This window comes from uncultured Thioclava sp., assembly GCF_913064665.1.
Taxonomy (GTDB): domain Bacteria; phylum Pseudomonadota; class Alphaproteobacteria; order Rhodobacterales; family Rhodobacteraceae; genus Thioclava; species Thioclava arctica.
In genome coordinates, this window is record NZ_CAJYBT010000061.1 from 1 (window position 1) to 14,616 (window position 14,616).

At 61.2% G+C, this 14,616-nt stretch carries 11 protein-coding genes and 2 pseudogenes; 4 read left to right on the forward strand and 9 right to left on the reverse strand.

The window, feature by feature from the left end; all coding sequences use genetic code 11:
• A pseudogene (locus tag QZ571_RS17135) lies at positions 1 to 208 on the reverse strand (MFS transporter); the annotation flags it as partial.
• A 746-nt stretch (positions 209 to 954) separates the two neighbouring features.
• A complete protein-coding gene (locus QZ571_RS17145; protein WP_295537247.1) occupies positions 955 to 1,485 on the reverse strand; it encodes an acyl-CoA thioesterase in 531 nt (176 codons plus the stop codon).
• Between the two features lie 128 nt (positions 1,486 to 1,613).
• On the opposite strand from QZ571_RS17145, the gene QZ571_RS17150 reads away from it, so the two are divergent.
• Both QZ571_RS17150 and recQ read left to right on the forward strand, forming a co-directional pair.
• Positions 1,614 to 1,913, forward strand: a complete 300-nt coding sequence (locus QZ571_RS17150; protein ID WP_295537248.1) for a YggT family protein — start codon at positions 1,614 to 1,616, stop codon at positions 1,911 to 1,913.
• Complete coding sequence (gene recQ / locus QZ571_RS17155; RefSeq protein ID WP_295537249.1) at positions 1,913 to 3,976, forward strand: DNA helicase RecQ; 2,064 nt, start codon at positions 1,913 to 1,915, stop codon at positions 3,974 to 3,976. The genes QZ571_RS17150 and recQ overlap by 1 nt, the downstream gene beginning before the upstream one ends.
• 7 nt (positions 3,977 to 3,983) lie before the next feature.
• Here recQ and QZ571_RS17160 read toward each other — a convergent pair whose 3' ends face one another.
• Together QZ571_RS17160 and QZ571_RS17165 are read right to left on the reverse strand one after the other, a co-directional pair.
• Complete coding sequence (locus QZ571_RS17160; RefSeq protein WP_295537250.1) at positions 3,984 to 6,191, reverse strand: response regulator; 2,208 nt, start codon at positions 6,189 to 6,191, stop codon at positions 3,984 to 3,986.
• Between the two features lie 138 nt (positions 6,192 to 6,329).
• Positions 6,330 to 7,505: an acetyl-CoA C-acyltransferase family protein gene (locus QZ571_RS17165; RefSeq protein WP_295537252.1), complete on the reverse strand. Its 1,176-nt coding sequence runs from the start codon at positions 7,503 to 7,505 to the stop codon at positions 6,330 to 6,332.
• A gap of 166 nt (positions 7,506 to 7,671) precedes the next feature.
• Between QZ571_RS17165 and QZ571_RS17170 the strand changes: the two genes are divergently transcribed.
• The gene (locus QZ571_RS17170) at positions 7,672 to 8,544 is read left to right on the forward strand and encodes an MBL fold metallo-hydrolase (RefSeq protein ID WP_295537253.1); all 873 of its coding nucleotides are present in this window, start codon (positions 7,672 to 7,674) and stop codon (positions 8,542 to 8,544) included.
• Here the strand turns inward: QZ571_RS17170 and QZ571_RS17175 are convergent.
• From QZ571_RS17175 to QZ571_RS17185, 3 genes are all read right to left on the reverse strand, one after another.
• Positions 8,526 to 9,272, reverse strand: a complete 747-nt coding sequence (locus tag QZ571_RS17175; RefSeq protein ID WP_295537255.1) for a metallophosphoesterase family protein — start codon at positions 9,270 to 9,272, stop codon at positions 8,526 to 8,528. The two genes, QZ571_RS17170 and QZ571_RS17175, sit on opposite strands and share 19 nt — an antisense overlap.
• Before the next feature lie 66 nt (positions 9,273 to 9,338).
• Positions 9,339 to 10,934, reverse strand: a complete 1,596-nt coding sequence (serA, locus tag QZ571_RS17180; protein WP_295537257.1) for a phosphoglycerate dehydrogenase — start codon at positions 10,932 to 10,934, stop codon at positions 9,339 to 9,341.
• Positions 10,935 to 11,008: 74 nt separating this feature from the next.
• Positions 11,009 to 12,154 (reverse strand): phosphoserine transaminase, encoded by a 1,146-nt coding sequence (locus QZ571_RS17185; protein ID WP_295537258.1) that lies wholly within the window; start codon positions 12,152 to 12,154, stop codon positions 11,009 to 11,011.
• 148 nt (positions 12,155 to 12,302) lie between these two features.
• On the opposite strand from QZ571_RS17185, the gene serB reads away from it, so the two are divergent.
• Positions 12,303 to 13,175 carry a phosphoserine phosphatase SerB gene (gene serB / locus QZ571_RS17190; protein WP_295537260.1) on the forward strand — a complete coding sequence of 291 codons (873 nt, stop codon included), beginning with the start codon at positions 12,303 to 12,305 and terminating at the stop codon, positions 13,173 to 13,175.
• Here the strand turns inward: serB and nagA are convergent.
• Together nagA and QZ571_RS17200 are read right to left on the reverse strand one after the other, a co-directional pair.
• The gene (gene nagA, locus QZ571_RS17195; RefSeq protein ID WP_295537262.1) at positions 13,151 to 14,293 is read right to left on the reverse strand and encodes an N-acetylglucosamine-6-phosphate deacetylase; all 1,143 of its coding nucleotides are present in this window, start codon (positions 14,291 to 14,293) and stop codon (positions 13,151 to 13,153) included. The two genes, serB and nagA, sit on opposite strands and share 25 nt — an antisense overlap.
• Positions 14,290 to 14,616, reverse strand: a pseudogene (locus QZ571_RS17200) (ATPase); the annotation flags it as partial. The gene nagA and the pseudogene QZ571_RS17200, both read right to left, overlap by 4 nt.

Below are 14,616 nucleotides of genomic sequence, written 5' to 3' on the forward strand. Positions count from 1 at the left end.
CGAGAATGCCGAAACTCCCGATCATCGTGATCGACCAGCCCCGCACGCCCGCCGCATAGACCCCGCCGAATGTGAACATGCCCGTCAGCGAGGCACGGTAAAAAATCGAAGCAACCAGGAACGAGGTGAGCGAGCGGGGCTTGGGCAGGGCGCGCAAGGTGGCGCGCAATTCCGGCCATGCGGCGTGCAACGCCGTGGCGACGGGCATGGCATCGGCTTTGCGCGGTTCTCGCACTCAATTTTTTTTTTTCAAGCAGAAGACGGCATACGAGATCGCGACCAGCGGCCCGACAACACGGGTATCTTCGCGCGTGGCCGGGTCAAGGCCGAACAGCGGTGCGATCCCCAGCATCGTCTTGCCAGTGGTCGGGCTGGCTTGCAGCAAGAACAGCATGATCAACAGCGTGATCAACCCTCCAACATAGCCAAAGGCCCAGCCCGAGCCGGAAATTCTGCCAATCTGCTCACGCGGACCCAAATCGGGCAGCATCGCATTGGTGAAGGTGGTGGCGAATTCCATGCCAATCATACCGATGGCAAAAGACAGCATGATCAGCATCAGGCTGAAATTGCCCGGCACCGCATACCAAAGCCCCCAAGCGCCCAGCACATACATCAGTGAGAAAACCCAGATGAACGGCATCCGCCGCCCCGAGCGATCCGCGATTGCGCCCAAAAAGGGTGAGAAGATCGCAATCACCAGCCCGGCAAGCCCGACTCCATAGCCCCAGACGGTCTGAGCCCCGGTGCCAGAGCCCAGCAGGTCTTTCATGAAAGGCGCAAAAATAAAGGTGATCAGCAGCGAGTTATAGGGTTGGCTGGCCCAGTCAAAAAACCACCAGCCCCAAATGCGTTTGCGTGCTGTAATCATGTCGTCCCCCGCAGGCGTAAATTGCCTTTAGCGCGATCAAGCCCGAAAAGATGTGCCGGTGCAAGTCACAGTGCTTGGAAGCGCTAAATAGTTGGCGGCCAAGGACGCTTGGTATCGGCTTCGGCCCAAGCAGTGACGAATTCGGGCAATTCGGGGCTGACCACATCAACGCCCATTTCGGCCATCACCTGTGCGGGCGTGATCATGCCATTGCGCGAGGTCACAGCACCACGGATCAACACATGGGATGAACATTCGCCCTTGGTGAACATCGCATGTTCCAGCCAGATCCAGCGATCATCCCAGCCGATGCACCGCGAGCGCATCTCAAAGCGCTGAAACGCCTGCACCCGGCGGCGATAGCGCGTGGTATTGCCCGCAACGACAATGCCCCAGCGGTTCTTTTTCAGCGCAGGCCATAGCCCGGTACGCATCGCCAGCGGAATGCGCCCCAGATCATACAAGGTCAGCGTGCGCCCGTTATTGAGCTCCATCCACAGGTCGATATCCCACGGCCAACAGATATGCTGACTGATATGAGTGCCCGTGATCGGCAGCGCAGGCGCATTGCGGAACTTCAGGATCTCTTTGGTCATGCGAATGATCGGATACATGCCCCCAGCGGTGCCGCGACGCAGCATCGTCGTCAAGCGGGACGTTACGGAAAAAGCCGCAGGTGTGATGGTTGCATTGCACGCGCCCCTCGCTTACCTGTCTTTGCGACCCAAAGCGGAGGTGTTCGATGGTCACGCTTTTTCAAGCGCTCGTCCTGATCCTGAATGTGATCTGGTACATCATGATTGCCCATATCATCATGAGTTGGCTGATCAATTTTCAGGTGCTCAACCTGCGCCAGCCCCTGGTTGCCCAGATCTGGTACGGTCTGACCAATCTGCTTGAGCCGATCTATAGCCGGATCCGGCAGTTCCTGCCCAGTACGGGCGGGCTTGATCTGGCACCGCTGGTGGCCTTTATCGTGCTGATCATCCTGCGTCAGGCGCTGTTTAACAATGCGGGCTTCTTTTACGGCAACGCCTATTAATGTCTGAGCCGGGACCGAGCAACGACCCAGCCGCGCTGCTGGCGCGGGTCTGGGGGTTTGATGCGTTTCGCCCCGGTCAGGAAGAGGTCGTGCGTGCTGTGATCGCGGGGCATAACGTGCTGGCGATCATGCCCACGGGCGGCGGTAAATCCCTTTGTTTTCAGCTACCTGCGCTGATGCGTGATGGGGTGACGGTGGTGATTTCTCCACTGATTGCGCTGATGCGCGATCAGGTGCGCGCGATGAAACAGGCCGGCGTCGAGGCGGGCGCGCTGACCTCTGGCAATACCGAGGAAGAGACCGAGGAAGTCTTTGCCGCGCTCGATGAGGGGCGGCTGAAGCTTTTGTATATGGCCCCCGAGCGGCTGGCCTCGGGCGGGGCGCAGAATATGTTGCGCCGTGCCGGTGTGTCGCTGATCGCCGTCGACGAGGCGCATTGCGTCAGCCAATGGGGCCATGATTTTCGCCCCGACTATCTGCGGATCGGAGAATTGCGCCGGTCCTTGGGCGTGCCGCTGGCCGCGTTTACCGCCACAGCCGATGAAGAAACCCGCGCCGAGATCGTGACGCGCCTGTTCGACGGCCAAGCGCCCGAGACGTTTCTGCGCGGCTTTGATCGGCCCAACATCCATCTGGCGTTTTCGCCCAAGGACCAGCCGCGCAAGCAAATCTTGACCTTTGCCGGGGCGCGCAAGGGCCAATCCGGGATTGTCTATTGCGGCACCCGCGCGAAAACCGAGTCTCTGGCTGCGGCGCTGCGCGAGGCGGGGCATTCTGCCTGTCACTATCACGGCGGGATGGAGGCCGAGGAGCGACGCCATGTCGAGGTGCGCTTTCAGCAGGAAGACGGGTTGATTGTCGTCGCCACCGTCGCGTTTGGGATGGGCGTGGACAAGCCCGATATCCGCTGGGTCGCCCATGCCGATCTGCCGAAATCCATCGAAGCCTATTATCAGGAAATCGGCCGGGCGGGGCGCGATGGTGCGTCGGCCGAGACGCTGACCCTCTATGGCCCCGATGACATCAAGCTGCGGCGCACGCAGATCGACGAAGGGCTGGCCCCGCCCGAGCGCAAAGAGGCCGATCACGGGCGACTGAATGCGCTGTTGGGTCTCGCAGAGGCCACCGAATGCCGCCGCGCGAAACTGCTGCGCTATTTCGGCGAAGATGCCGCCGCCTGCGGCAATTGCGATCTGTGTGACAGCCCGCCCGACCTGTTTGATGGCACCGAGTCCGTGCGCAAGGCGCTGTCGGCGGCACTTCGCACCGACGAACGGTTCGGCGCCGGCCATCTGATCGAGATTTTGCTAGGCAGCGCGACGGACAAGATCACCCAGCGCGGCCATGACAAGCTGCCCACCTTTGGCATCGGGCGCGACCTGAGCCGCCCGCAATGGCAGGCGGTGTTCCGCCAGATGATGGGCCATGACCTGATGCGGCCCGATGCGGCGCGCCACGGGGCGCTGGTGATGACGCGGCGCGCCCATCCGATCTTGCGTGGCGAAGAAAGCATCACCTTGCGGCGTGACCTTGTGGCACGAGCGAAAGTCACGAATGTCGCCAAAGCGCTGGTCAGTGATGAGGACGCGCCGCTGCTTTCCGCGCTCAAGGCGAAACGGCGTGCTTTGGCCGAGGCGGCGGGCATGCCGGCCTATATCATTTTCAACGACCGCAGCCTGATCGAAATGGCCGAAACGCGGCCCGCGACGCTGGATGAGATGGCGCGGATCAGCGGCGTTGGCGCGAAAAAACTGGAGAGCTATGGCACAGAGTTTCTGGCGGTGATCGCCGGAGCGGTGCAAGAAATGCATCCCACTCGGCGCAAGCTGGCGGGCAGCCCGGCCGGAGAGATTTTCGACCGGCTGGCACAGGTACAACGCGATCTGGAGCGGGGCACCGATGGGTTGGCGCGCCCGCTTTCGTGTTCTACATCGCTGCTGCGCAAGATCGCCGAAGCCAAACCCCAAACGCAGGACGATCTGGCGCGGCTGACACGGCTGCCCGAAGCCAAGCTGGAACGCTTTGGCGATGCCTTTCTTGAGGTGCTGGCCGAGTTTCGCTAAGCGCAGATCACCCCGGGATAGCCGGGCGCGCGACATCGGGGCATTCGGAACTGATACGTTCAGCAATTGCGATTTTTTTCAAGGGCTTGGTCAGGTAATAGTCGATCCCGGCGGCCAAAATCGACTCGCTATCGCCATCCATCGCATGCGCCGTCAGCGCACAGATCGGGACATGCGTGCCGGGCGCTTCACGTTTGCGGATTTCGCGTGCGGCTTCGCGCCCGTCCATTTCGGGCATCGAAATATCCATGAAGATCAGATCGGGAGCAAAGTCTTGCCACATCTTGACCGCTTCGCGCCCGTTATTGGCAAAGCGCAGGTCGATATCGAAATCCTTGACCATCTTGCGAAAAACAAGCTGGTTTGTGCGGTTGTCCTCGGCGGCGAGCACGCGCATCTGGCGCAACTCCGCTGGGGCACTCGGCCCCGCGGGCGGTGCAGCCGGCACGCGCGCCGGGGGCGGATGTGAGAGATCTTGCAAGGCTCGAAACAGCTCAGAGCGCAGAACCGGCTTTTGCAAATACCCGGCCAGATCGTCGCTTTGCGCGGTCAGCACTGCATCGGGATCGGAGCTAAGCAGCAAGATCGGCACCGATACGCCCGCCTCTTTCAGCTTTTGCACGAAGGCCACACCATCCAGATCGGGCATGTGATGATCACTGAGAACAACGTCGAATGTCGCGCCCTGCTCGATCACATGCAGCGCCTCTTCGCCCGAACGGCACAGCGTGACCTCAAGGCCGTAGGTCTGTAGCTGACGCTCCAGAATGACGCGGTTCACCAAGAGATCATCGACAACCAAGGCTGCACTCAGTGTGATTGGCGGCGTGGGTGTGTCGATTGGTGTGGCGGGTTCGCTGCGTGGCAATGTGAGTTTGAAGCCAAAACACGACCCCTCGCCCAGCGCGCTATCGACCCACACCTCGCCCCCCATCAGCGCCACAAGCTGACTTGTAATCGCAAGGCCAAGTCCCGTGCCCTCAAACTTGCGGTTTGAATCGGCCTCGACCTGATTGAATTCGCCAAAGACGTGTTCAAGCAGTTCGGGCGCGATGCCAATGCCGGTGTCTTCGATCGTGATGTGCAATTCATATTGGCTTTCTTCGCGTTCAAAGCCGACAACGCGGGCCAGCACATGCCCGCGTTGGGTGAACTTGACGGCATTGCCCAAAAGATTGGTCATGATCTGGCGCATGCGGCCCGGATCGGCCTCAAATCGGGTGGGCAGGAACAGGTCGTAATCGACCAGCAGCTTGACGTCGCGATCTTTGGCGGAGGGCTGCAACAGCACCATGATTTCATGCAGGCAGCGTTCCAGATCGAAGGGCTCGGGATAAAGTTTCATCCGCTCGGCCTCGATCTTGGAGTAGTCGAGCACGTCATTGATGATCGTCAAAAGCGCCTCACCCGACGAGCGGATCGTATCCGCAAAAAGCCTTTGTTCTTCGGTCAGGTCGGTTTCTGCAAGCAGATCGGCCATCCCCACGACGCCGTTCATCGGGGTGCGGATTTCATGGCTCATATTCGCGAGGAATGCCGATTTGGCGCGATTGGCGGCCTCGGCCTTATCGCGGGCTTCGCGCAACTCATCCTCGCGCGCGATCGAGTCAGTGATATCTTGCGCGTAGGTCACCAAATCGCCCTGCATGCCCCAACGATTGTTGAGCCGATACCAGCGCCCGTCATGGGACTGCATATCGACCGGGCTGATATCGCGGCTGCGGATGCGCGCGCTCATTTCAAAATACCAGTCTTGCGGGTCGCGCCCAGCCAGATTGAACAGACCGCGTTCGGCCACCAGACGCAGCACATCATCATAAGAGGTGCCTGGTCCGATCGCGACATGGCCCTCGAAGAAAGTCAGATAGGCCCGGTTTGCCGCGACCAGCCGCAAGTCACCGTCATAGACCGCGAAGGCCTGCGTGATCGTTTCGACCGCGTCCCAAAGCCTGCGTTGCGCGATCATCGCCATCGAGTTGGCGCGTTCGAGGTCTGTCTTCACGCGGGTGTTTTCACCCTTGAGCGATTCTGTTTCGTGCATAGCGCGCACAAGGCCCTGACGTTGTTCGACAATTTGCTCAGTCAACATACGCGCATGCATCGCCAGTTTTTGATTGGCGGCGAAGAGTTCGGTTTTTTTCTGATCCAGCAAACGTTCAGCGGCAAGCCGGGCCCGGCGTTCCTGCGCCAGTTTTTCCGCGATAGACGATTGCATAATGCGACACCTGCCCCCGAAAGCGATCCTTCGGGGGCAGGTTGCCACAGGGCGATGAATTAACGATTAATCACGATGCGGCCTGGTCGGCGGCAGGTCTTTGAAAATACAGATAAAATTGCCCGTATTTTCTGGCACTCAGACCCGCTCAATCGCCAGCGCGATGCCTTGCCCGCCGCCGATGCACATGGTGATCAGCGCGCGCTTGCCGCCGGTGCGTTCGAGCGCATGCAGCGCCTTGACGATCAGGATCGCGCCTGTCGCCCCAACCGGGTGACCCAGCGCAATCGCACCGCCATCGGGGTTCACCTTGGCGGGGTCAAGGCCCAGCTCCTTAGAGACCGCCAGAGCTTGCGAGGCGAACGCTTCGTTGCTTTCGATCCAGTCGAAATCATCGGCGCTCAGCCCGGTTTTTTCGAGCAAGGCGCGCACGGCGGGGATCGGGCCAAGGCCCATCACCTCGGGGCGCACCCCGGCAAAGGCGTAGCCGGTGATCTTGGCGCGCGGAGTCAGGCCAGCGGCGGCAGCTGCGTCTTCGCGCGCTATCACGAGGGCGGCGGCGGCGTCATTGATGCCGCTGGCGTTGCCCGCCGTAACGGTGCCGTCTTTCTGGAACACCGGCTTGAGACCTGCCAGCTTTTCGAGGCTGGTGGATTTCGGATGCTCGTCGGTATCAAACACAATCGTGCCTTTGCGCGAGGTGATCTCGACGGGGGTGATTTCTTCCTTGAAATGGCCTGCGGCGATGGCGGCGGCGGCGCGCTCTTGGCTTTGCATGGCAAAGGCGTCTTGCTCGACGCGGGTGATGTTGCACTCAGACGCCACGTTTTCCGCTGTCACGCCCATATGACCAGTGCCAAAGGGGCAAGACAGCGCGCCGGTCATCATGTCGACCACTTTCGCATCACCCATCTTCTGACCGAACCGGGCGGCGGGCAGGATATAGGGCGATCTGCTCATGACTTCCGAGCCGCCTACCAGCGCGAATTCGGCATCGCCCAGCATCAGCATCTGCGCCGCCGAGATGACCGCCTGCACGCCCGATCCGCACAAGCGGTTGACGTTCATCGCCGGGGTGCCAACCGGAACGCCCGCGTTCACGGCGGCGACGCGGCTGACATACATGTCGCTCGGCTCGGTGTTGATGATATGACCGAACACGGCTTGCCCGATCTTCTCGGGAGCAATGCCCGCGCGCGCGATGGCCTCTTTCGAGACGATGGTTGCAAGATCAATGGGCGAAAAGCCCGAGAGCGATCCGCCGAAGGTGCCAATCGGCGTGCGGGTGGCGGAAAGGATGACGATGCTTGTCATGGGGACCTCATGTGTTTGGGTTGGCGTCACGGTAGGCCCTGCGCGCGCATCCGGCCAGAGGGGGGAGGCGCAAATGACGGCACGTTACGGCGCAGATCGCGGGGGGTTGAAATCTTTCATCGAACAAACACATTCCAAGTAACGAATATGAATTCAGGAGACAGCCATGACCGCGCATCCGATCGTCAAAGGGTTTTGGGACAAACCCACCGGAAGCTGGCAATACGTGTTTCACGACCCCGATACGATGAAAGGGGCCGTGGTCGATCCGGTCTGGGATTATGATCCGCAGGCGGGCGCGACGGGTCTGGGCAATGCCAAGGCGATCCTAAGCTATATTCGCGAGACCGGGATTGATGTGGAATGGGTGCTGGATACGCATCCCCATGCCGATCACTTTACATCCGCGGTCTGGTTGGCCGAACAACTGGGTGCGAAACGCGGTATCGGAGAGCGGGTGCGCAAGGTCCAAAGCCTTTGGGCCGGGATCTACAACACCCCCGATCTGGCGCAGGACGGACGGCAATGGGACCGCCTGTTTGCCGATGGCGAGAGTTTCAAGATCGGCAATCTTGATGTGCGGGTGATGCTGTCGACGGGGCACACGCTGGCCTCAATCACCTATATCGTGGGCGATGCCGCCTTTGTGCATGACACGCTGATGATGCCCGAAAGCGGGACGAGCCGTGCCGATTTCCCCGGCGGATCGGCGGCAGAACTGTGGGACTCGGTGCGCGCCATTCTGGACCTGCCCAGCGAGACGCGGCTGTTCATTGGACATGACTATCCCGGCGAGGGGGACGCGCCGCGCTGCATGGCGACGGTGGCCGAGCATCGCCGCGACAACAAGCATGTGAAGGACGGGATCAGCCGCGCCGATTTCATCGCCACGCGTGAGGCGCGCGATGCGACCCTGCCGCTGCCCAAGCTGATGCTAGCGGCGTTGCAGATCAACATTCGTGGCGGGCGCAAACCCGAGACAGAAAACGACGGGCGCAGCTATCTCAAGATCCCGCTGGATTATTTCGAGCCGCGCTGAGGGGTCAACGGCACGCGGCCCTCAGCCGACAATAGCCACGCGTCGCGCCCCTCAATCACGGCTGTTGAAATCGGGTGGCCATAGCCTGCGCCGCTATCGAGATTGAGGCGGTTGCCGTAATGGGTGGCCGCCTCGATATTGGTGTGACCATGCACGATCAGCGCGCCATGATCGCGGGTATCAGACAGGAAGGGCTCGCGAATCCAGAGTAGGTCATCTTCGACCTGATCATGCAGATCGACGCCGGGACGAACGCCTGCATGCACGAACAGCGCCTCGCCACGCAAGAAATAGGCGGGCTGACCGGCCAGCCATGAGCGATGCGCTTGCGGGACCGCACCAAGCAGCGGGGTGATCTCTGCCTTGGGGCGGGAGAACGCGTCAGCGATACCGTAGCTTTGCAACGTCGCCTCCCCGCCCACGCGCGGGTTGAGATAGGTGACATGACTGCTCAGGATCGGATCTTCGATATAGGGATGGTCGAGAAATCCCAAAAACATTCGGTCGTGATTGCCCCGCAGCACGACCCAGTTTTCGCCCTGCGCCTGCCCCGTCATCAAATAGTCGATCACGCCAGCCGAGTTCGGCCCGCGATCAACCAGATCACCGACATGAACGATTGGCGCCTCTGTATCGCCACAGGCTGCGCGATCGGCAGCGATCAACGCATGCGCCGCCTTCAACTTGTCGAGATGGCCGTGAATGTCACCGATTGCGTAGCTGCGCATTTTACCCCCGTCATGCGATAGGCCCCCCGCAGGTGCGAGGGGCCATGATCGTTGCCTTCAACTAGATCAACCGACGTTAAATTCCAGCGGCTTGACCTGTTTGAAGTTGCCCGTGGCTTTCATCGCCTCGACCACACTGGCCGGGACCGCGTCATCCACATAAGCGATTGCGATCGCCTCACCGCCCTGTTTGGAGCGGCCGAGCGTAAAGTTCGCGAGGTTCACGTTGTGCTCGCCCAGCAGCGTGCCGAGCTTGCCGATGATGCCGGGCACGTCGTTATTGGTGGTATAGAGCATGTGATTGCCCACTTCGGCGTCGATATTGATGCCCTTGATCTGGATAAAGCGCGGCTTGCCATCGCTGAACACGGTGCCCGCAATCGAGCGTTCCTTGCTTTCGCTAACCACGGTGACCTTGATATAGCCATCAAACGCGCCGCTTTGATCTTGCGACGTGGTTGAGATCTGGATGCCACGCTCTTTTGCGATGACCGGCGCAGAAACCATGTTCACATCGGGTTGGCTGGCCTTCAGGATGCCCGCAACGACAGCACAATCCAGCGCCTTGAGGTTCATTTCAGAGGCGATGCCATCATAGGTGACGTTGATTGCTTTGATCGCGTCTTCGGTCATCTGACCGATAAAGCCGCCCAGATGCTCGGCCAGCTTGACCCACGGGCCCATCGTTTTGGCCTCTTCGGCGGTCATCGAGGGCATGTTGAGCGCGTTTTCCACGGCTCCATCGAGCAGGTAGTTCGACATCTGCTCGGCCACTTGCAGGGCCACGTTTTCCTGTGCCTCGGTGGTCGAGGCGCCAAGGTGGGGCGTGCAGACCACGTTGGGCAGGCCAAACAGCGGGTTCTCGGTGGCGGGTTCTTCGGCAAACACATCAAAGGCCGCGCCCGCGACATGGCCCGATTTGATCAGCTCGGCCAGCGCGTTCTCATCGACCAGACCGCCGCGCGCACAGTTGATGATGCGCACGCCTTTCTTGGTCTTGGCGAGGTTTTCGCGGCCAAGGATATTGCGGGTCTGATCGGTCAGCGGCACGTGCAGCGTAATGAAATCGGCACGACGCAGCAGCTCGTCCAGCTCGACCTTTTCAACGCCCATGTTCGACGCTTTCTCTTCGCTCAGGAAGGGGTCATAGGCCACAACCTTCATCTTGAGGCCGCGCGCCCGGTCGCACACGATGCCGCCGATATTGCCAGCACCAATCACGCCCAGCGTCTTGGCGGTCAGCTCGACCCCCATGAATTTCGACTTTTCCCATTTGCCCGCTTGGGTGGAGGCATCGGCCTCGGGGATCTGGCGCGCGACGGCGAACATCAGCGCAATGGCATGTTCGGCGGTGGTGATCATGTTGCCGAACGGCGTGTTCATCACGATCACGCCCTTTTTGCTGGACGCTTCTTTATCCACGTTATCGGTGCCGATCCCGGCGCGGCCGACGACTTTCAGGTTGGTCGCGCTTTCGAGCAGCTTCGCGGTGACCTTGGTGGCCGAGCGGATCGCCAGACCGTCATATTTGCCGATCACCTCGGCCAGTTTTTCCTTGTCTTTGCCAAGGCTGGGTTCGAAATCAACCTCGATGCCGCGATCGCGGAAGATCTGGACGGCGGTTTCCGAGAGGCTATCGGAGACGAGAACTTTGGGAGCCATTTTCTGGGTTCCTTGAATTTTCTGAAATCTGGGAAAGACGGGCCAACACGGCCCGCCGATCTGTCAGGTTTGGATCACGCTTGCGCTGCGATCTCGGCCTCAAAGGCGTATTCGATCCACGGCAGCAGGGCCGCAACATCTGCCTGCTCGACGGTCGAGCCGCACCAGATCCGCAGACCTGCTGGCGCGTCGCGATAGGCGCCAAGGTCAAGACCGACACCCTCTTTTTCCAGACGCTTGGCGACAGCCTTGGCGAATGCCGCGCCATCCTTGATGCGATCATCGGTGAACTTCACGCAGACGCTGGTGGTCGAGGCGGTCGCGGGATCATTGGCGAGGTTTGCAATCCAGTCGCGCGCATCGCAGAAATCCCAGACGGTTTTCGCATTCGCCGTGGCGCGATCCACCAGGCCCTTGAGCCCGCCAATGGATTGCGCCCATTTCAGCGACACAAGGTAGTCTTCGACACAGAGCATCGAGGGCGTGTTGATGGTCTCGCCAACGAAGATACCTTCGATCAGCTTGCCGCCCTTGGTCATACGGAAGATTTTCGGCAACGGCCAAGCGGGGCTGTAACTTTCCAGACGCGCAACGGCGCGGGGCGAGAGGACCAGAACGCCGTGGCCACCCTCACCACCCAGCACTTTCTGCCAGGAGAATGTCGTCACATCGAGCTTGTCCCAAGGCAGATCCATCGCGAACGCCGCCGAGGTGGCATCGCAGATCGTCAGACCTTCACGATCCGCCGGGATCGCATCGCCATTCGGGACTCGCACGCCCGAGGTGGTGCCGTTCCAAGTGAACACGACATCGGAGTTGAAATCGACGGTCGAGAAATCGACGATATCGCCATATTCGGCGGTCTTGGTCTCGGCGTCGATCTTGAGCTGCTTGACCACGTCGGTCACCCAGCCAGCTCCAAAGCTTTCCCAAGCGCACATCGTCGCCTTGCGTTCACCCAGCAGCGACCACATCGCCATTTCGACAGCGCCAGTGTCAGAGGCAGGCACGATGCCGATGCGGTAATCAGCCGGGATGCCAAGAATTTCACGGGTGGTTTCGATCGCCTCTTTCAGCTTGGCCTTGCCGATGGCGGCACGGTGCGAACGGCCCAAGGGCGCGTCGGATAGCATGTCGAGGGAGAAGCCGGGGATCTTCGTGCAGGGGCCCGAAGAAAAACGCGGATTGGCCGGGCGCGCTGCCGGAGCTTGAATAGCCATTGCTGGTATCCTCTCAGATATATGCCCTTCGTTGGGGAAGGGTGTCCCGCCGCCGCAGATACGCTTGGCGACCCTCTGGCGCAAGAGGGAAAATTCGTCTAATGCGCCGCATCACGACCCGGATACGACATTCCCCACAGGAGCGCGCATGTTCACCGCCACGCTGATCGCCGACCCGTCGCAGGCCAATCTGGATCAGGCCACGCTGGATGCGTTGTGCGGGGCGTGGGGTGGCGGCGGGGCGCGTTGGCTCAACCCGAATGTCGCGGCCGAGTTCTCCTGCGACACGGTGCCGCGCAATGCAGCGCAGGCTTGGGAGGGCCTTCAAGGGCTGGGCGTTGATCTGGTCGTGCAGCCCAGCGCGGGGCGGCGCAAGAAGATGTTGCTCGCCGATATGGACAGCACGATGATCCAGCAGGAATGCATCGACGAGCTGGCCGATGTGGCCGGTGTCGGCGCGCGGGTCAAAGAGATCACCGCGCGGGCGATGAATGGCGAGCTGGATTTCGAAGGGGCGTTGCTCGAGCGCGTCGGGCTGCTGGCCGGTTTACCCGACAGCGTGATCGACGAGGTGATCGCGACACGCATCAGCTTTATGCCGGGCGGGCATGATTTGCTGGGCACGATGAAGGCAAACGGTGCCTATTGCGCGCTGGTGTCAGGCGGATTTACGGCCTTCACCGGCTATGTCGCCAAGACTTTGGGCTTCAATGAGAGCCGCGCGAACACGCTGCTGGTTACGGATGGGTATCTGAGCGGTGACGTCGCGCGCCCGATCTTGGGGCGGGAGGCGAAGGTGCAGGCCTTGCTTGAGATTTCGGACCGGCTGGGACTTGCCCATGCAGACGTCATGGCCGTGGGCGATGGCGCGAATGATCTTGGGATGCTGGGGCTGGCCGGGTCCGGGGTGGCGCTGCACGCCAAGCCCTCGGTCGCGGCGCAATGCGACATTCGCATCAATCACGGCGATCTAAGCGCGTTGCTATATATCCAAGGCTACGCGGTGACAGATTTCGCCTGACCGTCCTGCCAGACGCGGCTGAGCACCCAGTTTTCATCGAAATGCACCAGATCGGCGGGCAGGCCCGGCGCGATCCGGCCCAGCGGCGCGCCGATTGCTTGCGCCGGGATGCGGCTGGCCATGGCGAGGGCGCGCTCGGGCGAAATCCCCACCGTCTTGATCATGTAGCGGATCGCTTGAGGCAACGACAAATCGGCCCCGGCCAGCGTGCCATCCTTTAGTCGAAGCGCCCCGTTCTGTCGCAGGATCTTGCGGCCTGCGAGGTCGAATTCCGCCATATTAGTGCCTGCACAGGCCATCGCATCGCTCACCAGAAACAGATCGCCCTGCTGTTTGGCCGCCAGCGCGAGGCGGATCGTTTCGGGATGCACGTGGATACCATCCGCAATCAGCCCCACCGACACCGGCAAGGCAAGCGCCGCGCCGACCAGTCCGGGAGCGCGACTGCCAAGCTGGCTCATCGCGTTGAACAGATGCGTAACCATGCGCGCGCCAGCCTGCACTGCCGTCTGGGCCTGCTCGAAACTGCACTCGGAATGACCAAGACTGACGATGATCCCACCATCCGAGAGCCGCGCGATCTGCTCGGGCGTGGCGGAGGCGGGCGAGAGCGTGACGATCAGCGCGGGTAGCCCGGTTTTTGCCTCGAGCAGCAGTTCGATATCGCCCTCCTCCATCGGCCGGATCAGGCCCGGCGGGTGGCAACCGGGGCGCTTGGGGTCAAGATGGGGGCCCTCCAGATGCAGCCCGGCAAAGCCCGGCACCCGCCCAACGGCGGTTACGCCCGCCGCAAGAACGGTTTGCGTCGCGGCAAAGCTGTCGGTGATCAGCGTCGGTAAAATCGCAGTCGCGCCTAGCCCGGCATGGGCGGCGCAGATTGTCGCAAGCCGGTCTTGGGTCGCATCCCCGTCCAGCATCACCCCACCGCCGCCATTAACTTGCAGGTCCACCAAACCGGGGGCAAGCACGCCATCACGCAGCGCGATTGTGTCGCCCGAAGGGGCCTCGGCCAGCGGCAGGATCGCAGTGATTCGACCCTGTTCCAGCACAATTGCGCAATTCTCAAGCATCTCGAACCCGTCGAACACGCGCGCGGCTTCGATTACAAGTTGGCTCATGCTCGACCCTCCATTGCCATCGCCAAAGCCCCGTCGAGCGATGTTCCCAACGCTTCGTGCGCTGGCCAATCCGAGAGCGCAAGCATCTTGCCCAACCCGCCAATCCAGGTGACCGGCAGCGCGGACTTGGGCTGCAGCAAAGTGATCGCGGCGCGAATTTCGGCCTCGGCCTGATCGCGGATCTCGTAGGCGGCGGTATCATCGCTATTCAGCACACGCGGCGCGTAAACAGCCCAATCGGCGGGGGTGGCGCGCAAGCTAAAGGCGATCAAGCCTGCGCGACCGTCCCATTCGCTCAGCGCATCGCGCAACAGCGGCGTGAT

What these genes read in the sequence shown, in the direction of transcription:
- QZ571_RS17145 (WP_295537247.1), bottom strand. Translation starts at nt 1,485, where the DNA reads ATGTATCCGATCATTCGCATGACCAAAGAGATCCTGAAGTTCCGCAAT.
- QZ571_RS17150 (WP_295537248.1), top strand. Translation starts at nt 1,614, where the DNA reads ATGGTCACGCTTTTTCAAGCGCTCGTCCTGATCCTGAATGTGATCTGG.
- recQ (WP_295537249.1), top strand. Translation starts at nt 1,913, where the DNA reads ATGTCTGAGCCGGGACCGAGCAACGACCCAGCCGCGCTGCTGGCGCGG.
- QZ571_RS17160 (WP_295537250.1), bottom strand. Translation starts at nt 6,191, where the DNA reads ATGCAATCGTCTATCGCGGAAAAACTGGCGCAGGAACGCCGGGCCCGG.
- QZ571_RS17165 (WP_295537252.1), bottom strand. Translation starts at nt 7,505, where the DNA reads ATGACAAGCATCGTCATCCTTTCCGCCACCCGCACGCCGATTGGCACC.
- QZ571_RS17170 (WP_295537253.1), top strand. Translation starts at nt 7,672, where the DNA reads ATGACCGCGCATCCGATCGTCAAAGGGTTTTGGGACAAACCCACCGGA.
- QZ571_RS17175 (WP_295537255.1), bottom strand. Translation starts at nt 9,272, where the DNA reads ATGCGCAGCTACGCAATCGGTGACATTCACGGCCATCTCGACAAGTTG.
- serA (WP_295537257.1), bottom strand. Translation starts at nt 10,934, where the DNA reads ATGGCTCCCAAAGTTCTCGTCTCCGATAGCCTCTCGGAAACCGCCGTC.
- QZ571_RS17185 (WP_295537258.1), bottom strand. Translation starts at nt 12,154, where the DNA reads ATGGCTATTCAAGCTCCGGCAGCGCGCCCGGCCAATCCGCGTTTTTCT.
- serB (WP_295537260.1), top strand. Translation starts at nt 12,303, where the DNA reads ATGTTCACCGCCACGCTGATCGCCGACCCGTCGCAGGCCAATCTGGAT.
- nagA (WP_295537262.1), bottom strand. Translation starts at nt 14,293, where the DNA reads ATGAGCCAACTTGTAATCGAAGCCGCGCGCGTGTTCGACGGGTTCGAG.